This is a genomic window from Pseudoalteromonas sp. 78C3 (assembly GCF_002836695.1).
In the GTDB taxonomy this organism is placed as follows: domain Bacteria; phylum Pseudomonadota; class Gammaproteobacteria; order Enterobacterales; family Alteromonadaceae; genus Pseudoalteromonas; species Pseudoalteromonas arctica.
Genome location: NZ_PJAV01000154.1, coordinates 15,755 through 31,447, shown reverse-complemented (window position 1 = coordinate 31,447; position 15,693 = coordinate 15,755). Strand labels below are relative to the sequence as shown.

Below are 15,693 nucleotides of genomic sequence, written 5' to 3'. Positions count from 1 at the left end.
GAGTATCAAACTGTGGGTTATCAACTACTAAGAGCCAACCTTTTATCAATTTGCAATTATTTATCTAAACTTAGCATTATTGGCAAGGCCTATAGAGATGAATTTTTTATTAAATTACTGATTAATGTATTAGATGATAAGTTTACTGGAGGAGAAATAGCTAAAGTACTATCAGAAGTAAGAAGTAAGCACCGGAGATCAAGTATTGATAGCTCATACGATATTGTAAAATTAGATGCACCTATAATACTTTTAAAGTATCGAGAAATACTTAACATTCTTGGAAAAATCTCACATTACATTACCATGTACATAACTGAAACTCATATAGAAGAAAACAACAAGCTATCAACATTTAATACAGACCTTATAATTGAATTAACTAATTGTATTTCAACACTACCTCCACTTTTTTTAAATAACTTTCTGTATGGTTGGAATGGGTTTAGTACTGGTGAATTTGCAAAACTAAATATTTTTTCTGAGCTATATAATTATATACATGACCAAAAAAATCACTCTACGTCTAATCATCTAATCATCTAATCGTGATGGATGAAGTGGATTTGTATCTTCATCCAGACTGGCAGAGAAGCTTTTTTTCTGAATTACTTGAATTTATTAAAATTGAGTTTCCAGATAATACCGTTCAATTAATTTTAAGCACACATTCACCTATAATAATAAGTGACTTTCTACCGGAAGACATCGTTTCTCTTGAAAGAAAAGAAAACAAAACTAAAGTAGTAGAGTCCTATGGCTTTGCCTCCAATATTACTGATCTCTATTTAGAGGGTATGCACCTAAACTCCACTTTCGGTGAACATTCAAAAAAAGCAATCAATCTATTACTAAATCGTTCTAATAAAAATGCGCTGTCTTTACAAGATATCAATCTAATCAAAAAAATAAAAAGCAAAAATATACAGCAAATGATATTAGGTCACGATGATAAAAGTTAATTATTACCCTAGCGAAAACTTTCTTAACCGCTATGAACAGAAAGTAGTTACTGAAGGGTTAATTCCTGCATTTTCTGCTATGTCCTTGAAAGCATCAAAAATAGATAAACAGCGCATATCAGCATTATTTACTGACCAATTTATCAAAGATTTGGTCTTATGTGATGCCAATGAACTATATGAAAAAATATTTATCATTTACGACAAGTTACATGAACTCTCAGAGAGGTACTGTTTAGAGTATTACTTAAAAGATATTGATTTAGATCCGTCAGTTACATCGATGCCAATTCGTAAAAAAACAGAAAAAGAAATAATAAAAGCTATCAACAAAAAAGTTCTTATCAAACTTCGATTGCTATCAAATGAGCGACAGTCAATATACCTACCATTAATTATTCGTAAAATGGAAAGTGCAGTATTAGCTTCAGATATTAAAGCGCAGTTAACATCATTAAACTCAATGAAAATTGGTAATCATACTTTGAGCGATAAAATTAAGGCGCTATATCCTGATTGGGTAAATGAATTTGTGAAAGTTTTTAATTATGAAGCTATATCAAAATTTTTTGGGCATGAAATTACTAATGGTTTGAGTCTGGATATATGCCCATATTGCAACAATGAGGATATAGAAACGATAAATGAGAAAGGAGCAGAAACAAGACCAGATTTGGACCATTTCTTTCCAAAATCGAAGTTTCCATTTCTAGCGCTAACACTATCAAATTTAATTCCAGCAGGTGGGCGTTGTAATCAAAGGTACAAAAGAGACGCTTCAATGTTGGGCTACGTTCATCCATATATAAGTGGAATAACTCAAGAGATACTTTTTAATTTTAACTTTATGTTTGATGAAGGCCGGAGTAAAGATGCCTTAGATATAACGGTTAATAAGCTTAATAATGATTTAGATAAAAACTTAGAATTATTTAAAATTCGAGCGAATCATAATAAAAATAACGTAAAAGATTGGTTTATAAAACTAGATGAGCGCTACCAACTATTATTAAATACGAGTAATGAAAATGCTGAAGAAATACTAAATAGTAAGGATTTGATTCGTCTACGTTTGGATGTTGACCTTGATAAATCTCCAACCAAAGAACAATATCAGAAGCTTAAAATAGACGCCCTTAATTTTTTAACAGGTCGCAGTTATGATATAGCGGATTGATGTTATGAATACAAGAGAACAAAGGTAATGACAGCTTATATGGCTATAACTACCTCTCTAAATTATTCTAAATTCAGTTTTTTGAATAAAATTTTATTCCTCTTCTTCGCATCGATTAAGAGCTTATCAAACGAAATCACTTCGATTACAGTATTAAGGTTATCGTTATAAAAAATATAGCCCTGATTATCCAAAAGTGGCTTAAAATTTCTAACCTCAAGAATATCACGAATTGAAGAAGTTAAATCACAAATAACATAACAGTAAATTGGTATTTGCTTATCTAAATAAACTTCTCGACCTTTATCATCTTTAATTTGATTAGGCTTTCTTAGTTTAAGTACATAACCAGTAACTTGATCAATTGGATTATCAGAATCTTTATAGTTGTTACGCATTGGGCGTTTAAATTCTACAATAATAGCAGTAGACGTTTCACGTTTATCATCTCCATAAACAACAGGATTATTGAAAACTAATAAGTCTGGTCGATCCTTGGAATCGATATCCGTTACTGATTTAAAAGACTTATCCGATGCAAGGTGTTTATGATAAGCCATACGCTCGTCAATTAGCCATAAATTATGCTCCTGTACATCATCGCTAGTAGAGCGAATAACCATAATGATGTCATGAACAGTATCCTCTAAAGCATATTTATCATCATCTTGAAACTCTAAGCTAAATTCAAGCGCATCTATTACGGCTTTGCGATGAACGATATATTTAGCAAGGTTTGACTTACCTATCTCGTTTAAATCAGCAGTATATTTTTTCAAAGAATCCTTATAGGCCGAATAGTCTTTTATCTTACTGTGCTTTATTTCATCTTTAAGGCTCAACGCTTTTTCTTTTAACTCAATTTCATAGTTTCGATTCAGTTTGTGTAACTCAAGATCAAGCTTCTCATCGGACAGGTCAAAAGGGATTTTATTTAGCCAACATGGGCGGTTTTTAATTATATGTCTGTATTCATAACCGCCATGATTAACGTATTGTTCAATCATTTTTCGATGTTTTACAAACATGGGCTCCAAGAAAGGTTGAAATACTGTTCTTCCATAAACCATCAACTCAATGATAATTGTACTTATGGAAGGCAGCTCCTCATCATCACACATGTCTGATTTTTCGGCGATCATAAAACCTGTTCGTTCTTGATTAACGTATTGATCAAGGTAGCCCGATGTTAAATAAATAGAAAAATTAAACTTATTACAATCTATACCTTCAAAGCTGGGCGGGATATTTTCTTCGTATTCTTTTAATGTATAACCTCTTACAGAACGTGAGTCAGCACATAAAAAAACTTTATGATTTTTTTGTTTATTTATTCTAATATTTTTAAAGAAATAAGCTTTGAAATCATTAGCACCGATAGAAAAAAAAATTCTGCTCTATCTCTTTAGAATATGTAGTCTCAAAAAGAAGAAGTAAATCAATCTGCCCCCCGCAATCATCTATTAATTTAAACGACTTAACTTTTTTTTCCAAAAAATAAATCAAACAATGTTCTATAATTTCTGAAGCTAAATTATTTAAATCTTTAGGTAATCGTCCTCTATAAGGTTCTTGAATTCTTAGAAGGGAAACCTTAGTTCTTAACTTATCTGATGCATCAGCATCGATTAATTTTTCATTTTCAAAATCAACATCATCAACAGAAAAATTAAAAGTCAGTTTTTTTATTGCTGAATTTGTTACATAAGTACTCTCAACTTCAACTGATTCAAAGGCTTTAAGCCATGTGAAACGGCCAACTCCTTTACAACCTAAGCTAGATTTGTATGTCGATTCAGCCGTCTTAAATGAAAGATAATTGTCCTCGTTAAACCCCGCCCCATTATCAAGAATATCAAACGATTCTATCTGCTGAAATCCAAGGTCTTCGCCATTCAAAACTTCTTGGGTTGTTTGACGAAAGGCTTTAACAATTAAATCTGCCTTATCGCCTTCATTCGTGGCTTGGATTGAGTTAACGATAGCCTCGAATAGAGGAACAAGGCGATCATTTGGGGATAGTGTAAGATTTTGTACCTTACCTTTAACATCTATTTGCACTTTAAATCTTCCCTATTAAAAGTTCTAATCAACAATTACTAGTATCTAATAATACACAAAATCAACTATCAATTCATTGAAACTGAGATAGAAAAAGTATTTATGCACAAACGGCTAGTTTTTAATTTGAAAGCATACATGCATTTATACTATGAGTTTTCTTCCCCACTCTTCCAAAGCTTTGCGGCGCTTGTCCATATACGTCTGCATATTATAAACGCCCTGTACTCCTTGCAATTGATGGTTTAGTATTTTTTCAATCACTATGGGATCGGCTCCAATATCTGCATCACCTAAACGAGTTGCTACGATTCTTCTTAAATCGTGAGGTACAAAACTTTGGTACTCCCAATTGTTCTAATTTACGGCAAATAGAGCGCGATAATGAATGCCTATCAATAGGCTGCTCACCTGGGCCTGATTTATTAGTTGTTGTACCCGGAAATACATATTTAGAATTGAGATAGCCAAATGCTGCCCGTAACTCATCAATCAAAATAACCATATTTTGAGTAATCGGTACTTTATGGGTTCTTTCGCCATATTTGTTTTGTTTTACGCGCTCGGCTGGGATTGTCCATATCATTTTGTCAAAATTAAACTCTTGCCACTGTGCGCCTGTAACCTCTATTGGCCAACAACCTGTTAGTTATGCATTAGAATGCGTATATGGCTTGTTGGCTTACGCATAACTGGGGGAGACGTTCAAATGCTTGAATAGCCTCTTTAAACATTTGCGTAAGAATAGACTACGTTTTGCGCCTCTATCTGTTATTGGATCAAGTATCTTTTAAAAATTTCGCGGCGGGTTATTTCTTTAAACTTATAATAGCCAATAAATAAAAGCGTCAATTGACGCTTTCTAACTAAATAATACTAGTGCTTGCGCCCTACACCATTACGTACCATGTCTTGCCCTGTTTGGAATACGTCTTCTGTAATCATGCGTGCTAAAAGTAGCTTTTGATTATCGTCAAACACAGCAACAAAACGGCTGCCATCTTTGTTATTAGTAGCCATGCCAACACCGGCAACACCTTTAAGTCCAAAACCACCGTTTTCGACATCTATTAAAAAGCTTTCTAGTTCGGCTAAAGTATCAATTACGTCATTTTCATTATTCATTTTAAAACTCTTTTAGTAAGGCCTTGGCTAGGCTTTTAAATCATTATGGTGGCTATTTTATAGAGAAGAGCCAAAAACTTAAACCCTTGGCTCAGGTTAGTAACTAAATCGACTTTATAGCTAACTCTAAATTGCTTAGCGCACAACCAAACTCTTTTGCATTAACGCGATGATACTGTGTGTCACTCGTTGCTGTAAGGCTAATTATAAACTCATCTTGTTGAGCTACCGCACTTTGCTCTTGGCTTAGGCACATAGCTTGAGTAAGTGAGCGCAGTTTTGAGTTTGTTAAAATTGCACCAAAGCGCTGCACAGGCAATGGAGGTATTTTTATAGCCGGTAACGCTTCATCTATTGTGCGCTCGCTTAGAATAAACGTGTTATTGGTAATATCAATTACGCTGCCTGTAGGCCAGTACGAGTAGCTATAGCTCTTACTCTCAGGTTGTGCTTTACTTTGGTTAGCTAAATGCACTACACCACTTTTGCCTATTACGGTTATTAAACCACCTTCTGATGATTTAATAACAACCAAAGCCGTATTTTCATCAATACCAAAACCATGTTGAATCTCTGTTTTAGTATTTTTTACTTCGTTTTTATTTAACGCTGCTGTAAGCCTAAATGTACGGTTTTGTTCGCTAAATTGAGTATCTAGTACACCAAAATTAAAGCTGCCAAGTCCACCAGCATTAATGTTATTTTCATTTTTGCGAAGTGCCTCAAGGCTTGTCGTATTTGTAAGCATGCCCGTCACTTTACTTTGGATTGCTGCGCCCGCGCCTTCACCTACAATTACTGGGCGAGTTTGCAATGCTTGCGTCCACGGGTATGGGTTATTGTTTTGATCAAATAATACCTTGTGAGTTAATGCTGCATTACCGCTATTAAACATCACACCGGTACTATTTTTAATAAGTGATACAAGTGCATTAGTGCCACTTTTGCATAAAGCGTATTCGGCCTTTGTGTACTCTGGATAAATTGCTTCCCGGTTATACACATTCATTAATGTATTTCTGAGAGCGGGTAATTCATCGCACGAGTTACTCGTAATCGCTTTAGCAAGTGCTGGCGTTAGTGCTAACCATTGAGTGTTTATATTTGATTGTGCTAAAAGACTCTGCGCTACATCTGCCGACTCATAAGGGTCGCGGCTCGATGCCGTAATAGCAAGTATGGTGGGTTTTGCGTTATTAACTTTTAAACTGCCCGACACAAATTGTAAAATATTATTAGTCGCAACCTCAATATTAAAATCGGTATTTACTTGCTCTTTTAAGCGCTCACCGTTTTTATCAAGTAGCGGCACTTCTAGCATATCAAATACAAAGTTGTATTCTTGCTGAGTCAGGCTTTCTAATTGCTGGTTATTTATATCGCGCCATAGCCATAATAAATCTGTTTTAGATACGCTATTTGACGATTTACCTAGCAAGGTTTTAAGTGTTTTTAATACAGCCGTTTTTGCCTCAACGTTATTATTAGGCCAGTGCTGCGTGATGTTTTTTATTTGAGCGCTGCTAACAGCATATAAATTATGTGACTTACCATCAATAGCAGTCTCTTTTTGGCAATTGTTAAGCTTTGCGCTAGTACAGGTAGTAAGCTCTGACCCCACTAAAATTAAAGTTTGGTTTTGCTCTTGAGCCACTGCATTTATTGAATATCCAACACCAAACAATGCCACTAACATACCTAGTAACTTCGGCTGTTGATCACGTAAAAATGCACATATCATAATGTAAACTCTAATATAAATTATAAAACTAATGTGTTGCAGTTTAACAGCTAGCCACTTGAGCCTAAATATATTTTTATAAATGTTAAATAATTCAAGTCTCTGAAAAGCGATAGGGTTAAGCACTTCATTTAAATACGTTGTTTAGTTTGCCCTTTTGCCTTTGTAAATATTATCTAAACAAATTTAAACGGAGCATTTATTGACCAATTTCATTGTTTAAATTACGGTGGTGAATTATTTTATGTAACTGGGGTGAAATATGGACTTTTCTAATGAAGAGATAAATTTTTTTGCTGAGTTATTCAAGCCTAATAAAAAGTCACATGCGCACAACAGTCACGTTTTAACGTTACAAAGTTCAGTACCAGCCAATATTGCTCACTTACTTAGTAGCGCTAATTTAACCCTGCTCGCAGAGGTTGCACACTATCAGTTATGGTTTCCGTTGGACTTAAAAATTGATAGCGCCGGTATAATCAAACCTATTTTAAACGCCCCCGAAGTAATAGACACACAAGGCACACTGCGCAGTTGGCGCTGGAGTGAGCTAAATATTAAAAGCCAAGGGTTTAAAATTGAATCAATATCAAACACGGGGATGTTTTTAAAACCCCTCAGAAAAGGTAACCATTTAAATAAATCGCAGCACATGGAATTTATTTTGCCTAACAAACAAAGTATTTCGATGGAGATAGAACCCGTAAGACAAAGCACGCAAGGTATAGCTGCTAAAATAACACAAATTCATAGCGGTCAAGAGCAACTAAGAGCTTACCTATTTGAAGAACATAAACGTCAACATGCTAAATTATACGAGAATGGCCAATTAGTTGAGCAGCTAATTTAATAGGTGTTTACCCCCGCTATACTTGCATTTAGTTGGCTTTATTTAACCCCCTCTCAATGTTAACCTGTACTCTTATTAATAAATCATAAGGATATGACAATGCCAGGTGCTTTTGCGCACATCACAGCCGTTAATATTGCAACGCAAACCAAATCACTCGCTAAAATGGATATGCCTAAAAAGGCAAAACTTATTTTGAGCCAACGCCAAGCATACCTTGAACTAGGCTGTGTAGCCCCCGATTATCCTTACTTAGCAGTAGCGCAGCCTAGCCAAAATGCGTGGGCCGACCTAATGCACTATGAGCACACAGGCGATTTACTTAAAGCCATGATTGAATACTGCAAAACACTTGAAAGTGAAGCATTTGAAAAGTGCTTTGCTTGGTTATGCGGTTATATGGCCCATGTTGCTGCGGATATAACGGTGCATCCGGTTGTTGAATTAAAAGTAGGCCCGTATGAGCAAAATCAAACGGCGCACCGTGCCTGCGAAATGAACCAAGATGCATTTATTTGGCAGCGTTTAAATTTAGGTGAGTTAGGTTATGCTGACCGCGTGCAACAAAATATTGGATCTTGTACTAACAAAGACGATAATTTTGATACCGATATTGCAAAAATTTGGCAACATGCTTTATTAACGGTTCACCCAAGCTACGCTGCACAACACGCTCCTAACTTTAATTCATGGCATAACGGTTTTCAGCTTGTAGTAAATAATGTTGAAGAAAGCTATCGATTATTTGCCTGTGCACGCCATGTTGCTGCTGATTTAGGTTTGTTTTATCCTCGCCCAAACGAAGTAGACTCCACTTTTATTGAACAACTAAAAACGCCGCACGAGCCTATGCATTACAACGATATTTTTGACTTTGCCGTTAGCAATATTCAGCACTACATAACCGTTATTGCCAATGCCGTATTTTTAGATACTAATTGCAGTGCAATTAAAAATTGGAACCTAGATACAGGCTACGATGAACAAAACACGCTGACGGTTTGGAGCAAATAAAATGAAACACTTACTTTGTATAAGCCTCATAGTATTACTTAGCGGTTGCTACACTTCAAAAAATAACAATCCAGAAGTGATGGCCGACTTAGCCTCGCAATTAAAAGATATTGCTACAGCCGTTGATGGCACATTAAAATTTAGTGAAACACCCTATTCAACAACTGATGAGTTATTAAAAGCTGCTGTTAATAACGATTTAAGCAAACTTGCACCCTTTGGGGAATACACGCTTATCGTGAACATACAAGATGATAACGCAGTGCTACTCTTATGTGATGCCAATACGGCTTTAATTGAAGATGCAGGCTGTACTGCTCAATCAGATATACAGCATTGGGGAGCTGAGGCTATTCATCAGTGCGAAATAACCATAAACGCCCAACAGCTCTGTAATTAGGTAATAAAACCCAGCTAGTTTTATAGAACATACATACCTTAGGTGTATATGTTCTATATAGTGCCCACTAAATACATTTAAAGTTGAGCCGTCATCTCTTTAGGGTTAAACACTAAGCCATGGCGACTAACATGTTCTGCAAAATTTTCGGCTGGCATTGGTTTAGCAAAGTAAAAGCCCTGAAATTCTTTACACCCCATTTGCGTCATTATTGCTACTTGCTCTTGGGTTTCTACTCCTTCGGCTACACACTTAATATCAAGCTCTTCACACATAACGTGCACCGCTTTAACTAAACTTTTTTGACGCGTAGAGCTCGTTACTTGGCTTATTAATGAGCGATCTAACTTGAGCTTGTTAATAGGGTAATCGGCAAGGCGTGCAATATTAGAATAACCCACCCCAAAATCATCGACCGAAATAGTAAAACCCCACGATTGCAGCGTTTGCATAAGCTTTAGCGAATGCGCTTGGTTTGCCTCAAGAGAGGTTTCAGTCAGTTCTAACTCTATTTGAGGTGGCTTTACGTTAAAGTCGGCAAGGTATTTAACCAGTTTTGACATAAAATCGGTTTGGCTAAAATCAATTAGAGATATATTTATTGCCACCGGCACACTCGGTAAACCCGCCTTGGTCCAATCGGCAATTTGAGCGCACACCTTTTGAATAATCAGGTCGGTTAGCCGACTAACCATTCTGTATTCTTCGGCAATAGGAATAAATACCACTGGCGACACATTACCCAGTATTGGACTGTTCCAACGCGCTAAGGCTTCAAGCCCTATACATTGACCCGTTGCATCTACTTTAGGTTGATAGTGCACCGACAAATCGCCTTGTTGAAGCGCTTCATCTAATAACATTGAAATTTCGTATTTTTCGATAAAAGCGTGTGATTGTTTTTCGTTATAACCACTTAGAGGCATATTACAATTTGCTAGTTTAAGTGCTTCGCATGCATTGCTAAGTACTGTTGTGCTGTTTTTTCCATGATCAGGATACTTTGCAAAACCAAATAAAAACGATTGCTGACACTTAGTGCCAAATACATTATATGTTCTATCTAATGTATTTTTTATTTGCATTAATAGCTTATCTTCAAGCTCGCTTTGCGAGTTTGTCCCAATTATAAAAGCAAGCTTTCCTACTCCTATATGAGCACACAAAAGGGGCCCATCTGGCATCGCTTTTAAACGCTTGTACGCGTTAATAAGTAATGCTTGAGAGTCGGCTTTAGTGAGCTTCAAATTTAAGTATTCACTATTTGCACTTTGCGCAACAACGATATAAAAACCTTTTTGGTATTTGCTTGTTAATCTGTCGCATTGCAGCTCAAACCATTCTCTATTAGGTAGTTTGGTTTGCGAGTCTCTAAAGCGTAAACGTTTATTTTCTTGTTCCATCATCGATAAATTTTGTTTAATGAGCTGCTCTTGCGTGCAATCGTAAAAGTCGTATACACGGTAGTTTGTACTCATTGTTATTTGCTGATAACTGGCTTTAAAATAACTTTTTTTGTACTTCACAGTTTTATTTTGAGCATTAGAGTCGTCAAAGACTAAGGCAGGAAATAAATGAGAAAGATTAACGCTTCCTTCTTTTAATTCTTTTTTTATACCAAACATATCAATAGCATGTTGATTAAAATCAGTAATGACAAGATTTTCGTCAACAATAATTTTGGCTTTATTTGATTCGGTGAACAGGCTTCGATAAAGCTCATTTTTATCTTTAAGGTGTGTATTAGCGCTTATCATTGTTTTGTTTAAACGCTTAGCAGCCACAATTGTGCGCGCCACAGCAAGGGGAATACAAATGTTAAAAAATAAAAATATAAGCCCTGTAATGTATAAGTCAGCGTCGGGAAGTTGTTGAGCTATGCCCGTTAAACCCGAGACATCAACGTTATTGATGATCATATAAAACGGCGCAATATTTAATACGCCATAAGCAAGGGCTGTTCTATAACCAAGTAGCATAAGTGCTATTATCGGGCAGGAATACATATACATAGAACCCACTTTAGCAAGTTCTAGATCTGTTAAAAATAAGTTCATTGACACGCTAGCAGCTACAATGGCTATTAAAAGTGCATGAGCGCTAAAGTGATAAAAACGCTTACTTGCTATAAGTAAACCACATGCAGTAGCAAGAAAGCTGCTTGTTAATACAACAATATAAATTAAGTTAAATTCAATAGCGCTTGTGTACGTGTGGCACGCCACAGCAAAACATAACACCATTACTAACGATAGAATAATGCGCAGTGCACTTATTCGCCAATTAGCAACCTGATCAGGGGCTGAATAGTGATCGTTTAATAAAAAGAACCTATTGAAAAAATGCATAATAAACAACAGTTAAAGCTCATTCTTCTATTAGACATTGATAACTTGTTAAAATCAATCTAATGAATGTAATTTCTATTTACATAGTTCTATAAAATAGACAGGTGTAAACCTACTTGTTAGCCGTTAAACAATCATTTTTCGAGTGTTTTTACAGTTATCTTCTTTAAGAGCGAAACCACTGCATCCTAAAAATTCACCGTGCTTAGATTTACGTTTACGCATTTCGCGACCACACTTTTCACAAATTGGATGCTGCGTTTTACACTCTGTATTCACACATTGTGAATACGTGCTTTTATCAACCGAGGGGCTACTACAGCTTTTACACACTCGTAGTTTAGTTTCACAAATCTGCGTATTAGTACAGCTATAATAATCACCATACTGACCCGTTTTTGGCACAATTAATCCGTCGCTGCACGTATTACACTCTCTTTGCTTTAGTTGCGACTTGTTAAACAACGTGGAGCCGATTTGAATAGGATAATCGTCATTTACTAGTTCTTTTACAAACGCTGAGCATGCATAAGGGTCTGCAATTAAATACGCTTTATGTTTAGCGCGCGTAATACCTACATAAAGCAAACGCCTTTCTTCTGAGTGAGTGAATTCATCTTGCTCTGGTAATAACGACTCCACCAGCACATTATTTTGATTATCGCTAGGAAACCCTAATTTACCTTGTTCAAAACCAATGATAATACAGTAATCGGCTTCAAGCCCTTTGGCACTATGCAATGTCCAAAAATAAAGAGTGTTTGTATGCTTTTTATCTTTTAAATGCTGCTGCACGCTATTTAACATGTATCTATATCGACTAAGTATGGCAATGCTCGCTGATGCATCATTTTTTTGAATAGTGCTTATGCTCTGTTGTACTTTTATTTCTATCGATTTAGTACCTTGGTATAAATCGTCTAATAAAATAACTTGTGAAGTGGCTACTTGTGTATGTGTGCTGATCTGCTTTTTATATTGCTCAGGGTTTTGCATTACAAAACGCCCTGCTACATCACTAATACTATTGTTATATCTAAATGTTTTTTGCAGCATAGTAAGAGAGTGGCTGCCCACTAATTCATTAAAGCGTGTAGTAAGCGCTAAATTACCACCCGAGAACCGATAAATTGCTTGCCAGTCATCACCAACAGCAGTAAATCGTATTCCTTTGCCATGTTTTAATATGGCATTTATGAAAGCCATGCGCGCGCTTGATATATCTTGAAACTCATCAACTAAAATGTGGCTCCATGGAATATTAAAATCTCCGCTTACTATCGCCTTTGTTGCTTGAATAATCATGTCGTCAAAATCAATGGTACTTTGCGCGTTTAGTTCATTTATATAAGCATCATGAATTTGCACTAACAAGTTTGCATATTGCTGGTAATTTTTAATACCACTTTGCTTAATGCGCTGTTCTATTTGCTTATTACTTAGTTGCTCCACTCGAATAGCTTGTAAACATTTTATGTACTTATCAATCACTTGCTGTAACTGCCCTGAGTTATTTAAAGTATGAAATATTTCGTCGTTACTTAAAGGTGTTAATTCAACATTATGCTGCTTTAATTGCTTTGCGAGGGTTTGCTCTAGCTTTCCTTCTACCCAGTTGTAATGAAAGGTCTCGAGTAAGGTGGTGCCATTTTGTTTATGCAGTTTGCGCTTAAATGCAACTTGCTCGTTATAATGTTTTTTATCTATATCGGCACGTGTATTCCCTTGCCTATCAATGCCAAAGTGCTCTAGGTAAATATCATATTGAGGTATATAAAAGTCTGGTTGGTATTGCCCACTTCGCTCTGCGCCTTGGCTAAAGTGATAATTCACCTCATAACTGTGCGGTACGCAATTCAAATGTAGCCAGTTTGAAATAAGCACTTCCTGATAACTTTTTACTTTATGACCCGCAAGGCTACGGTATTCGTTATCGCGTACGTACCGCTCGTACTGTGCATTATCTTTAAAGCTAAATATATCAATCGGCTCATGGAGTAAATCTAAAAATGCTTTTAAAAACTGTGGTTCGGTTTGTATTTTTTTACTTACCCACCCAGTTAACCAACTATTTAATTGAACTGGGTCAGTTGCAAATTTTGATAATTCGATTGGCTTTTTAGCACTTTGTAGTAATTTAAGCCCAAGCGCATGAAACGTTAAAATAGTGGGTGCTTTGGTATGCAATTTTGCATGCGTGGCGCGTTTAATAAAGCGCTCTTTAAGCTCATTTGCTGCTGTTTTATTATAGGCCAGCACCAAAATTTGCTCAGGCTTAGCAATATTGCATGCTATTAAATCTAAAGACTTTGCTACCATCACAGATGTTTTACCTGTGCCTGCTGCCGCTAATACTAAATTTTTATCGTTATCGCGTATTACCGCTAAGCGCTGCTCTGTTGTTAATGGATTTGACTCTACTTGATTAAAAAAGTCATTTTTAAGAGTTAGTTGTTTTTTTTCATATTTATGGCGCAACTGTGCAATTGCATCGTGAGTATTGGGTGTGGTGCTTAGTATATTTAAAAATTTAATACTACTTGGCGATAAGTGTTGTTGCCACACACTTGTACTTTTAGCGTACTGCTTGGTAAGCAAAAACACATCATTATTAAGTGTTTTTATGGAACTATCACGTAAAAACTCATCTAAAGCATAGCGCTTGAGCGAAATCTTTGCGTTATTTACCTTTTGCTCAAGCAGGGCTGAAAACCGCGTGTTAAGGGCAGTATTTAAAGCGTTCGCTTGTGATTTGTTTAAAAAGCTAATTGATGTATTGCTACTGTCGCACAAATTAATTTTGGCGCTAAATAAACGGTTTTTAAGTATTGAGTAATTATAAAAGTCTTTAATTAAAAATGTCCGTGCGGGAGCACTTCTAAAATGCACAACAAGGCGCTCTTGTTCAATAGTTACGTGTTTAATACGGGTAAAAAAACGGCCTAGCCAACTTGGAGTAGCAATATACTGCGCCATAATACTCAATATGAAGATATGCTTTACCTTAATTGTAACATACTCTTTTGTAATACATTTAGCGCTAAATCGATGCTTACTTAGTAAACAATTTAATTGGTAAGTTAGTTTTTAAATCTGGTGATTAACGTTTTATTTACACTCGTTAACAAATTTAAACATTTATAGATAGCTTGTTGTGTAACAATGCACATATACAAACTTACACTTCATATAATTGTTAGGTATATTCCCAATTAAACAATTATTTACAGCCTAATTAAGTGGTTTAAAGGAGCTAACATGCTTAAAAAATGCATTACCACAACGGCTTTAATTTTAGCATTATGCGCTTGCACGTCAGAAACAGAGTCGGATTTAGTAAAAACACAAGGTATTTGGGCAGGTTTTGAACTAGTTTCTGACGGTAACCGCACGCGTGTTAACGCAGAACTAAATGCAGGCGATGCTAATGGCTCTAACATTGTTTTAAGCGATAGCGACTCATTACAAGCTGTTGTTAATAGCACTGCTATTGTACTTACAAAAGATACCGACTTTTTAGACGTTGATTACCAAGCGTATATAAATGCCACTGACGATAACCAACAGTTTGATATAAAATTTAAACGGGATGATGGCATAAATGCTAATTCGAGCGTGGAGTTGCCTTTAAATTTTATTATTTTAACCCCGAGTAACAATCAAAATTTTGATATTAATAGTCCCCTTACAGTTCAGCTAGATGGCACTGATCCTAATAGTACTAGCCAAGTAGAACTTAGCAGTAGCTGCACTAACAATAATAATGAAACACTTTTACAATCAACGCTTTTTGCGCTTAACACTTCGCGCCTTGAAATAGATCTGCAAAGTTTAGATATGTTTAGCAGCTCGCAAGTAGATCAAGGTAAAACGTGTGATTTAACAATTAGTGTGAAACGCGATCGATTCGGTAGTATTTCGGGTGAATACGCAAACCAAAGCTATATTAAATCCCAGCAATCGCGCGCTATAAAAAATATGACTTTAACGTTTTAATTTGCACGCTAATTTACTC

Annotated in this window: 14 protein-coding genes; 7 read left to right on the top strand and 7 right to left on the bottom strand. The window is 35.8% G+C overall.

The annotated features are described in order from the left end of the window. The 3 genes from CXF76_RS13435 to CXF76_RS13425 form a co-directional block, all read left to right on the top strand. Positions 1-546, top strand: a 546-nt coding sequence (locus CXF76_RS13435; RefSeq protein ID WP_232785124.1) for a hypothetical protein, incomplete at its 5' end; no start/stop codon positions are given. A gap of 5 nt (positions 547-551) precedes the next feature. Then, positions 552-962, top strand: coding sequence for an AAA family ATPase (locus tag CXF76_RS13430; RefSeq protein ID WP_232785123.1), 411 nt, complete (start codon positions 552-554; stop codon positions 960-962). Next, the gene (locus CXF76_RS13425; protein ID WP_101163932.1) at positions 949-2,139 is read left to right on the top strand and encodes a hypothetical protein; all 1,191 of its coding nucleotides are present in this window, start codon (positions 949-951) and stop codon (positions 2,137-2,139) included. The genes CXF76_RS13430 and CXF76_RS13425 overlap by 14 nt, the downstream gene beginning before the upstream one ends. 62 nt (positions 2,140-2,201) lie before the next feature. On the opposite strand, the gene CXF76_RS13420 is transcribed toward CXF76_RS13425, so the two are convergent. The 5 genes from CXF76_RS13420 to CXF76_RS13400 form a co-directional block, all read right to left on the bottom strand. Next, a complete protein-coding gene (locus CXF76_RS13420) occupies positions 2,202-3,281 on the bottom strand; it encodes a hypothetical protein (RefSeq protein ID WP_101163931.1) in 1,080 nt (359 codons plus the stop codon). A 226-nt stretch (positions 3,282-3,507) separates the two neighbouring features. Beyond that, positions 3,508-4,200 carry an ATP-binding protein gene (locus tag CXF76_RS13415; RefSeq protein ID WP_101163930.1) on the bottom strand — a complete coding sequence of 231 codons (693 nt, stop codon included), beginning with the start codon at positions 4,198-4,200 and terminating at the stop codon, positions 3,508-3,510. A gap of 289 nt (positions 4,201-4,489) precedes the next feature. Further along, positions 4,490-4,786: a hypothetical protein gene (locus CXF76_RS20805; RefSeq protein ID WP_232785122.1), complete on the bottom strand. Its 297-nt coding sequence runs from the start codon at positions 4,784-4,786 to the stop codon at positions 4,490-4,492. A gap of 290 nt (positions 4,787-5,076) precedes the next feature. Continuing rightward, a complete protein-coding gene (locus CXF76_RS13405) occupies positions 5,077-5,325 on the bottom strand; it encodes a hypothetical protein (RefSeq protein ID WP_007580368.1) in 249 nt (82 codons plus the stop codon). Positions 5,326-5,428: 103 nt separating this feature from the next. Continuing rightward, positions 5,429-7,066 carry a cyanophycinase gene (locus CXF76_RS13400; protein ID WP_101163936.1) on the bottom strand — a complete coding sequence of 546 codons (1,638 nt, stop codon included), beginning with the start codon at positions 7,064-7,066 and terminating at the stop codon, positions 5,429-5,431. Positions 7,067-7,328: 262 nt separating this feature from the next. Here CXF76_RS13400 and CXF76_RS13395 point away from each other — a divergent pair, with 262 nt between their 5' ends. The 3 genes from CXF76_RS13395 (at position 7,329) to CXF76_RS13385 (ending at position 9,330) form a co-directional block, all read left to right on the top strand. Beyond that, positions 7,329-7,916 carry a hypothetical protein gene (locus CXF76_RS13395; RefSeq protein ID WP_024590532.1) on the top strand — a complete coding sequence of 196 codons (588 nt, stop codon included), beginning with the start codon at positions 7,329-7,331 and terminating at the stop codon, positions 7,914-7,916. 99 nt (positions 7,917-8,015) lie between these two features. After that, complete coding sequence (locus tag CXF76_RS13390; RefSeq protein ID WP_101163929.1) at positions 8,016-8,930, top strand: zinc dependent phospholipase C family protein; 915 nt, start codon at positions 8,016-8,018, stop codon at positions 8,928-8,930. Position 8,931: 1 nt separating this feature from the next. Next, positions 8,932-9,330, top strand: a complete 399-nt coding sequence (locus tag CXF76_RS13385; RefSeq protein WP_024590534.1) for a hypothetical protein — start codon at positions 8,932-8,934, stop codon at positions 9,328-9,330. Positions 9,331-9,407: 77 nt separating this feature from the next. Here CXF76_RS13385 and CXF76_RS13380 read toward each other — a convergent pair whose 3' ends face one another. Then, complete coding sequence (locus CXF76_RS13380) at positions 9,408-11,678, bottom strand: putative bifunctional diguanylate cyclase/phosphodiesterase (protein WP_101163935.1); 2,271 nt, start codon at positions 11,676-11,678, stop codon at positions 9,408-9,410. A gap of 126 nt (positions 11,679-11,804) precedes the next feature. Further along, positions 11,805-14,654: a UvrD-helicase domain-containing protein gene (locus tag CXF76_RS13375; RefSeq protein ID WP_101163928.1), complete on the bottom strand. Its 2,850-nt coding sequence runs from the start codon at positions 14,652-14,654 to the stop codon at positions 11,805-11,807. Positions 14,655-14,936: 282 nt separating this feature from the next. Between CXF76_RS13375 and CXF76_RS13370 the strand changes: the two genes are divergently transcribed. Then, positions 14,937-15,674: a hypothetical protein gene (locus CXF76_RS13370; RefSeq protein WP_024608098.1), complete on the top strand. Its 738-nt coding sequence runs from the start codon at positions 14,937-14,939 to the stop codon at positions 15,672-15,674. The last annotated feature ends 19 nt before the right edge of the window (positions 15,675-15,693 follow it).

What these genes read in the sequence shown, in the direction of transcription:
- CXF76_RS20805 (WP_232785122.1), bottom strand. Translation starts at nt 4,786, where the DNA reads ATGATATGGACAATCCCAGCCGAGCGCGTAAAACAAAACAAATATGGC.
- CXF76_RS13380 (WP_101163935.1), bottom strand. Translation starts at nt 11,678, where the DNA reads ATGCATTTTTTCAATAGGTTCTTTTTATTAAACGATCACTATTCAGCC.
- CXF76_RS13400 (WP_101163936.1), bottom strand. Translation starts at nt 7,066, where the DNA reads ATGATATGTGCATTTTTACGTGATCAACAGCCGAAGTTACTAGGTATG.
- CXF76_RS13370 (WP_024608098.1), top strand. Translation starts at nt 14,937, where the DNA reads ATGCTTAAAAAATGCATTACCACAACGGCTTTAATTTTAGCATTATGC.
- CXF76_RS13385 (WP_024590534.1), top strand. Translation starts at nt 8,932, where the DNA reads ATGAAACACTTACTTTGTATAAGCCTCATAGTATTACTTAGCGGTTGC.
- CXF76_RS13390 (WP_101163929.1), top strand. Translation starts at nt 8,016, where the DNA reads ATGCCAGGTGCTTTTGCGCACATCACAGCCGTTAATATTGCAACGCAA.
- CXF76_RS13420 (WP_101163931.1), bottom strand. Translation starts at nt 3,281, where the DNA reads ATGATCGCCGAAAAATCAGACATGTGTGATGATGAGGAGCTGCCTTCC.
- CXF76_RS13430 (WP_232785123.1), top strand. Translation starts at nt 552, where the DNA reads ATGGATGAAGTGGATTTGTATCTTCATCCAGACTGGCAGAGAAGCTTT.
- CXF76_RS13395 (WP_024590532.1), top strand. Translation starts at nt 7,329, where the DNA reads ATGGACTTTTCTAATGAAGAGATAAATTTTTTTGCTGAGTTATTCAAG.
- CXF76_RS13405 (WP_007580368.1), bottom strand. Translation starts at nt 5,325, where the DNA reads ATGAATAATGAAAATGACGTAATTGATACTTTAGCCGAACTAGAAAGC.
- CXF76_RS13425 (WP_101163932.1), top strand. Translation starts at nt 949, where the DNA reads ATGATAAAAGTTAATTATTACCCTAGCGAAAACTTTCTTAACCGCTAT.
- CXF76_RS13375 (WP_101163928.1), bottom strand. Translation starts at nt 14,654, where the DNA reads ATGGCGCAGTATATTGCTACTCCAAGTTGGCTAGGCCGTTTTTTTACC.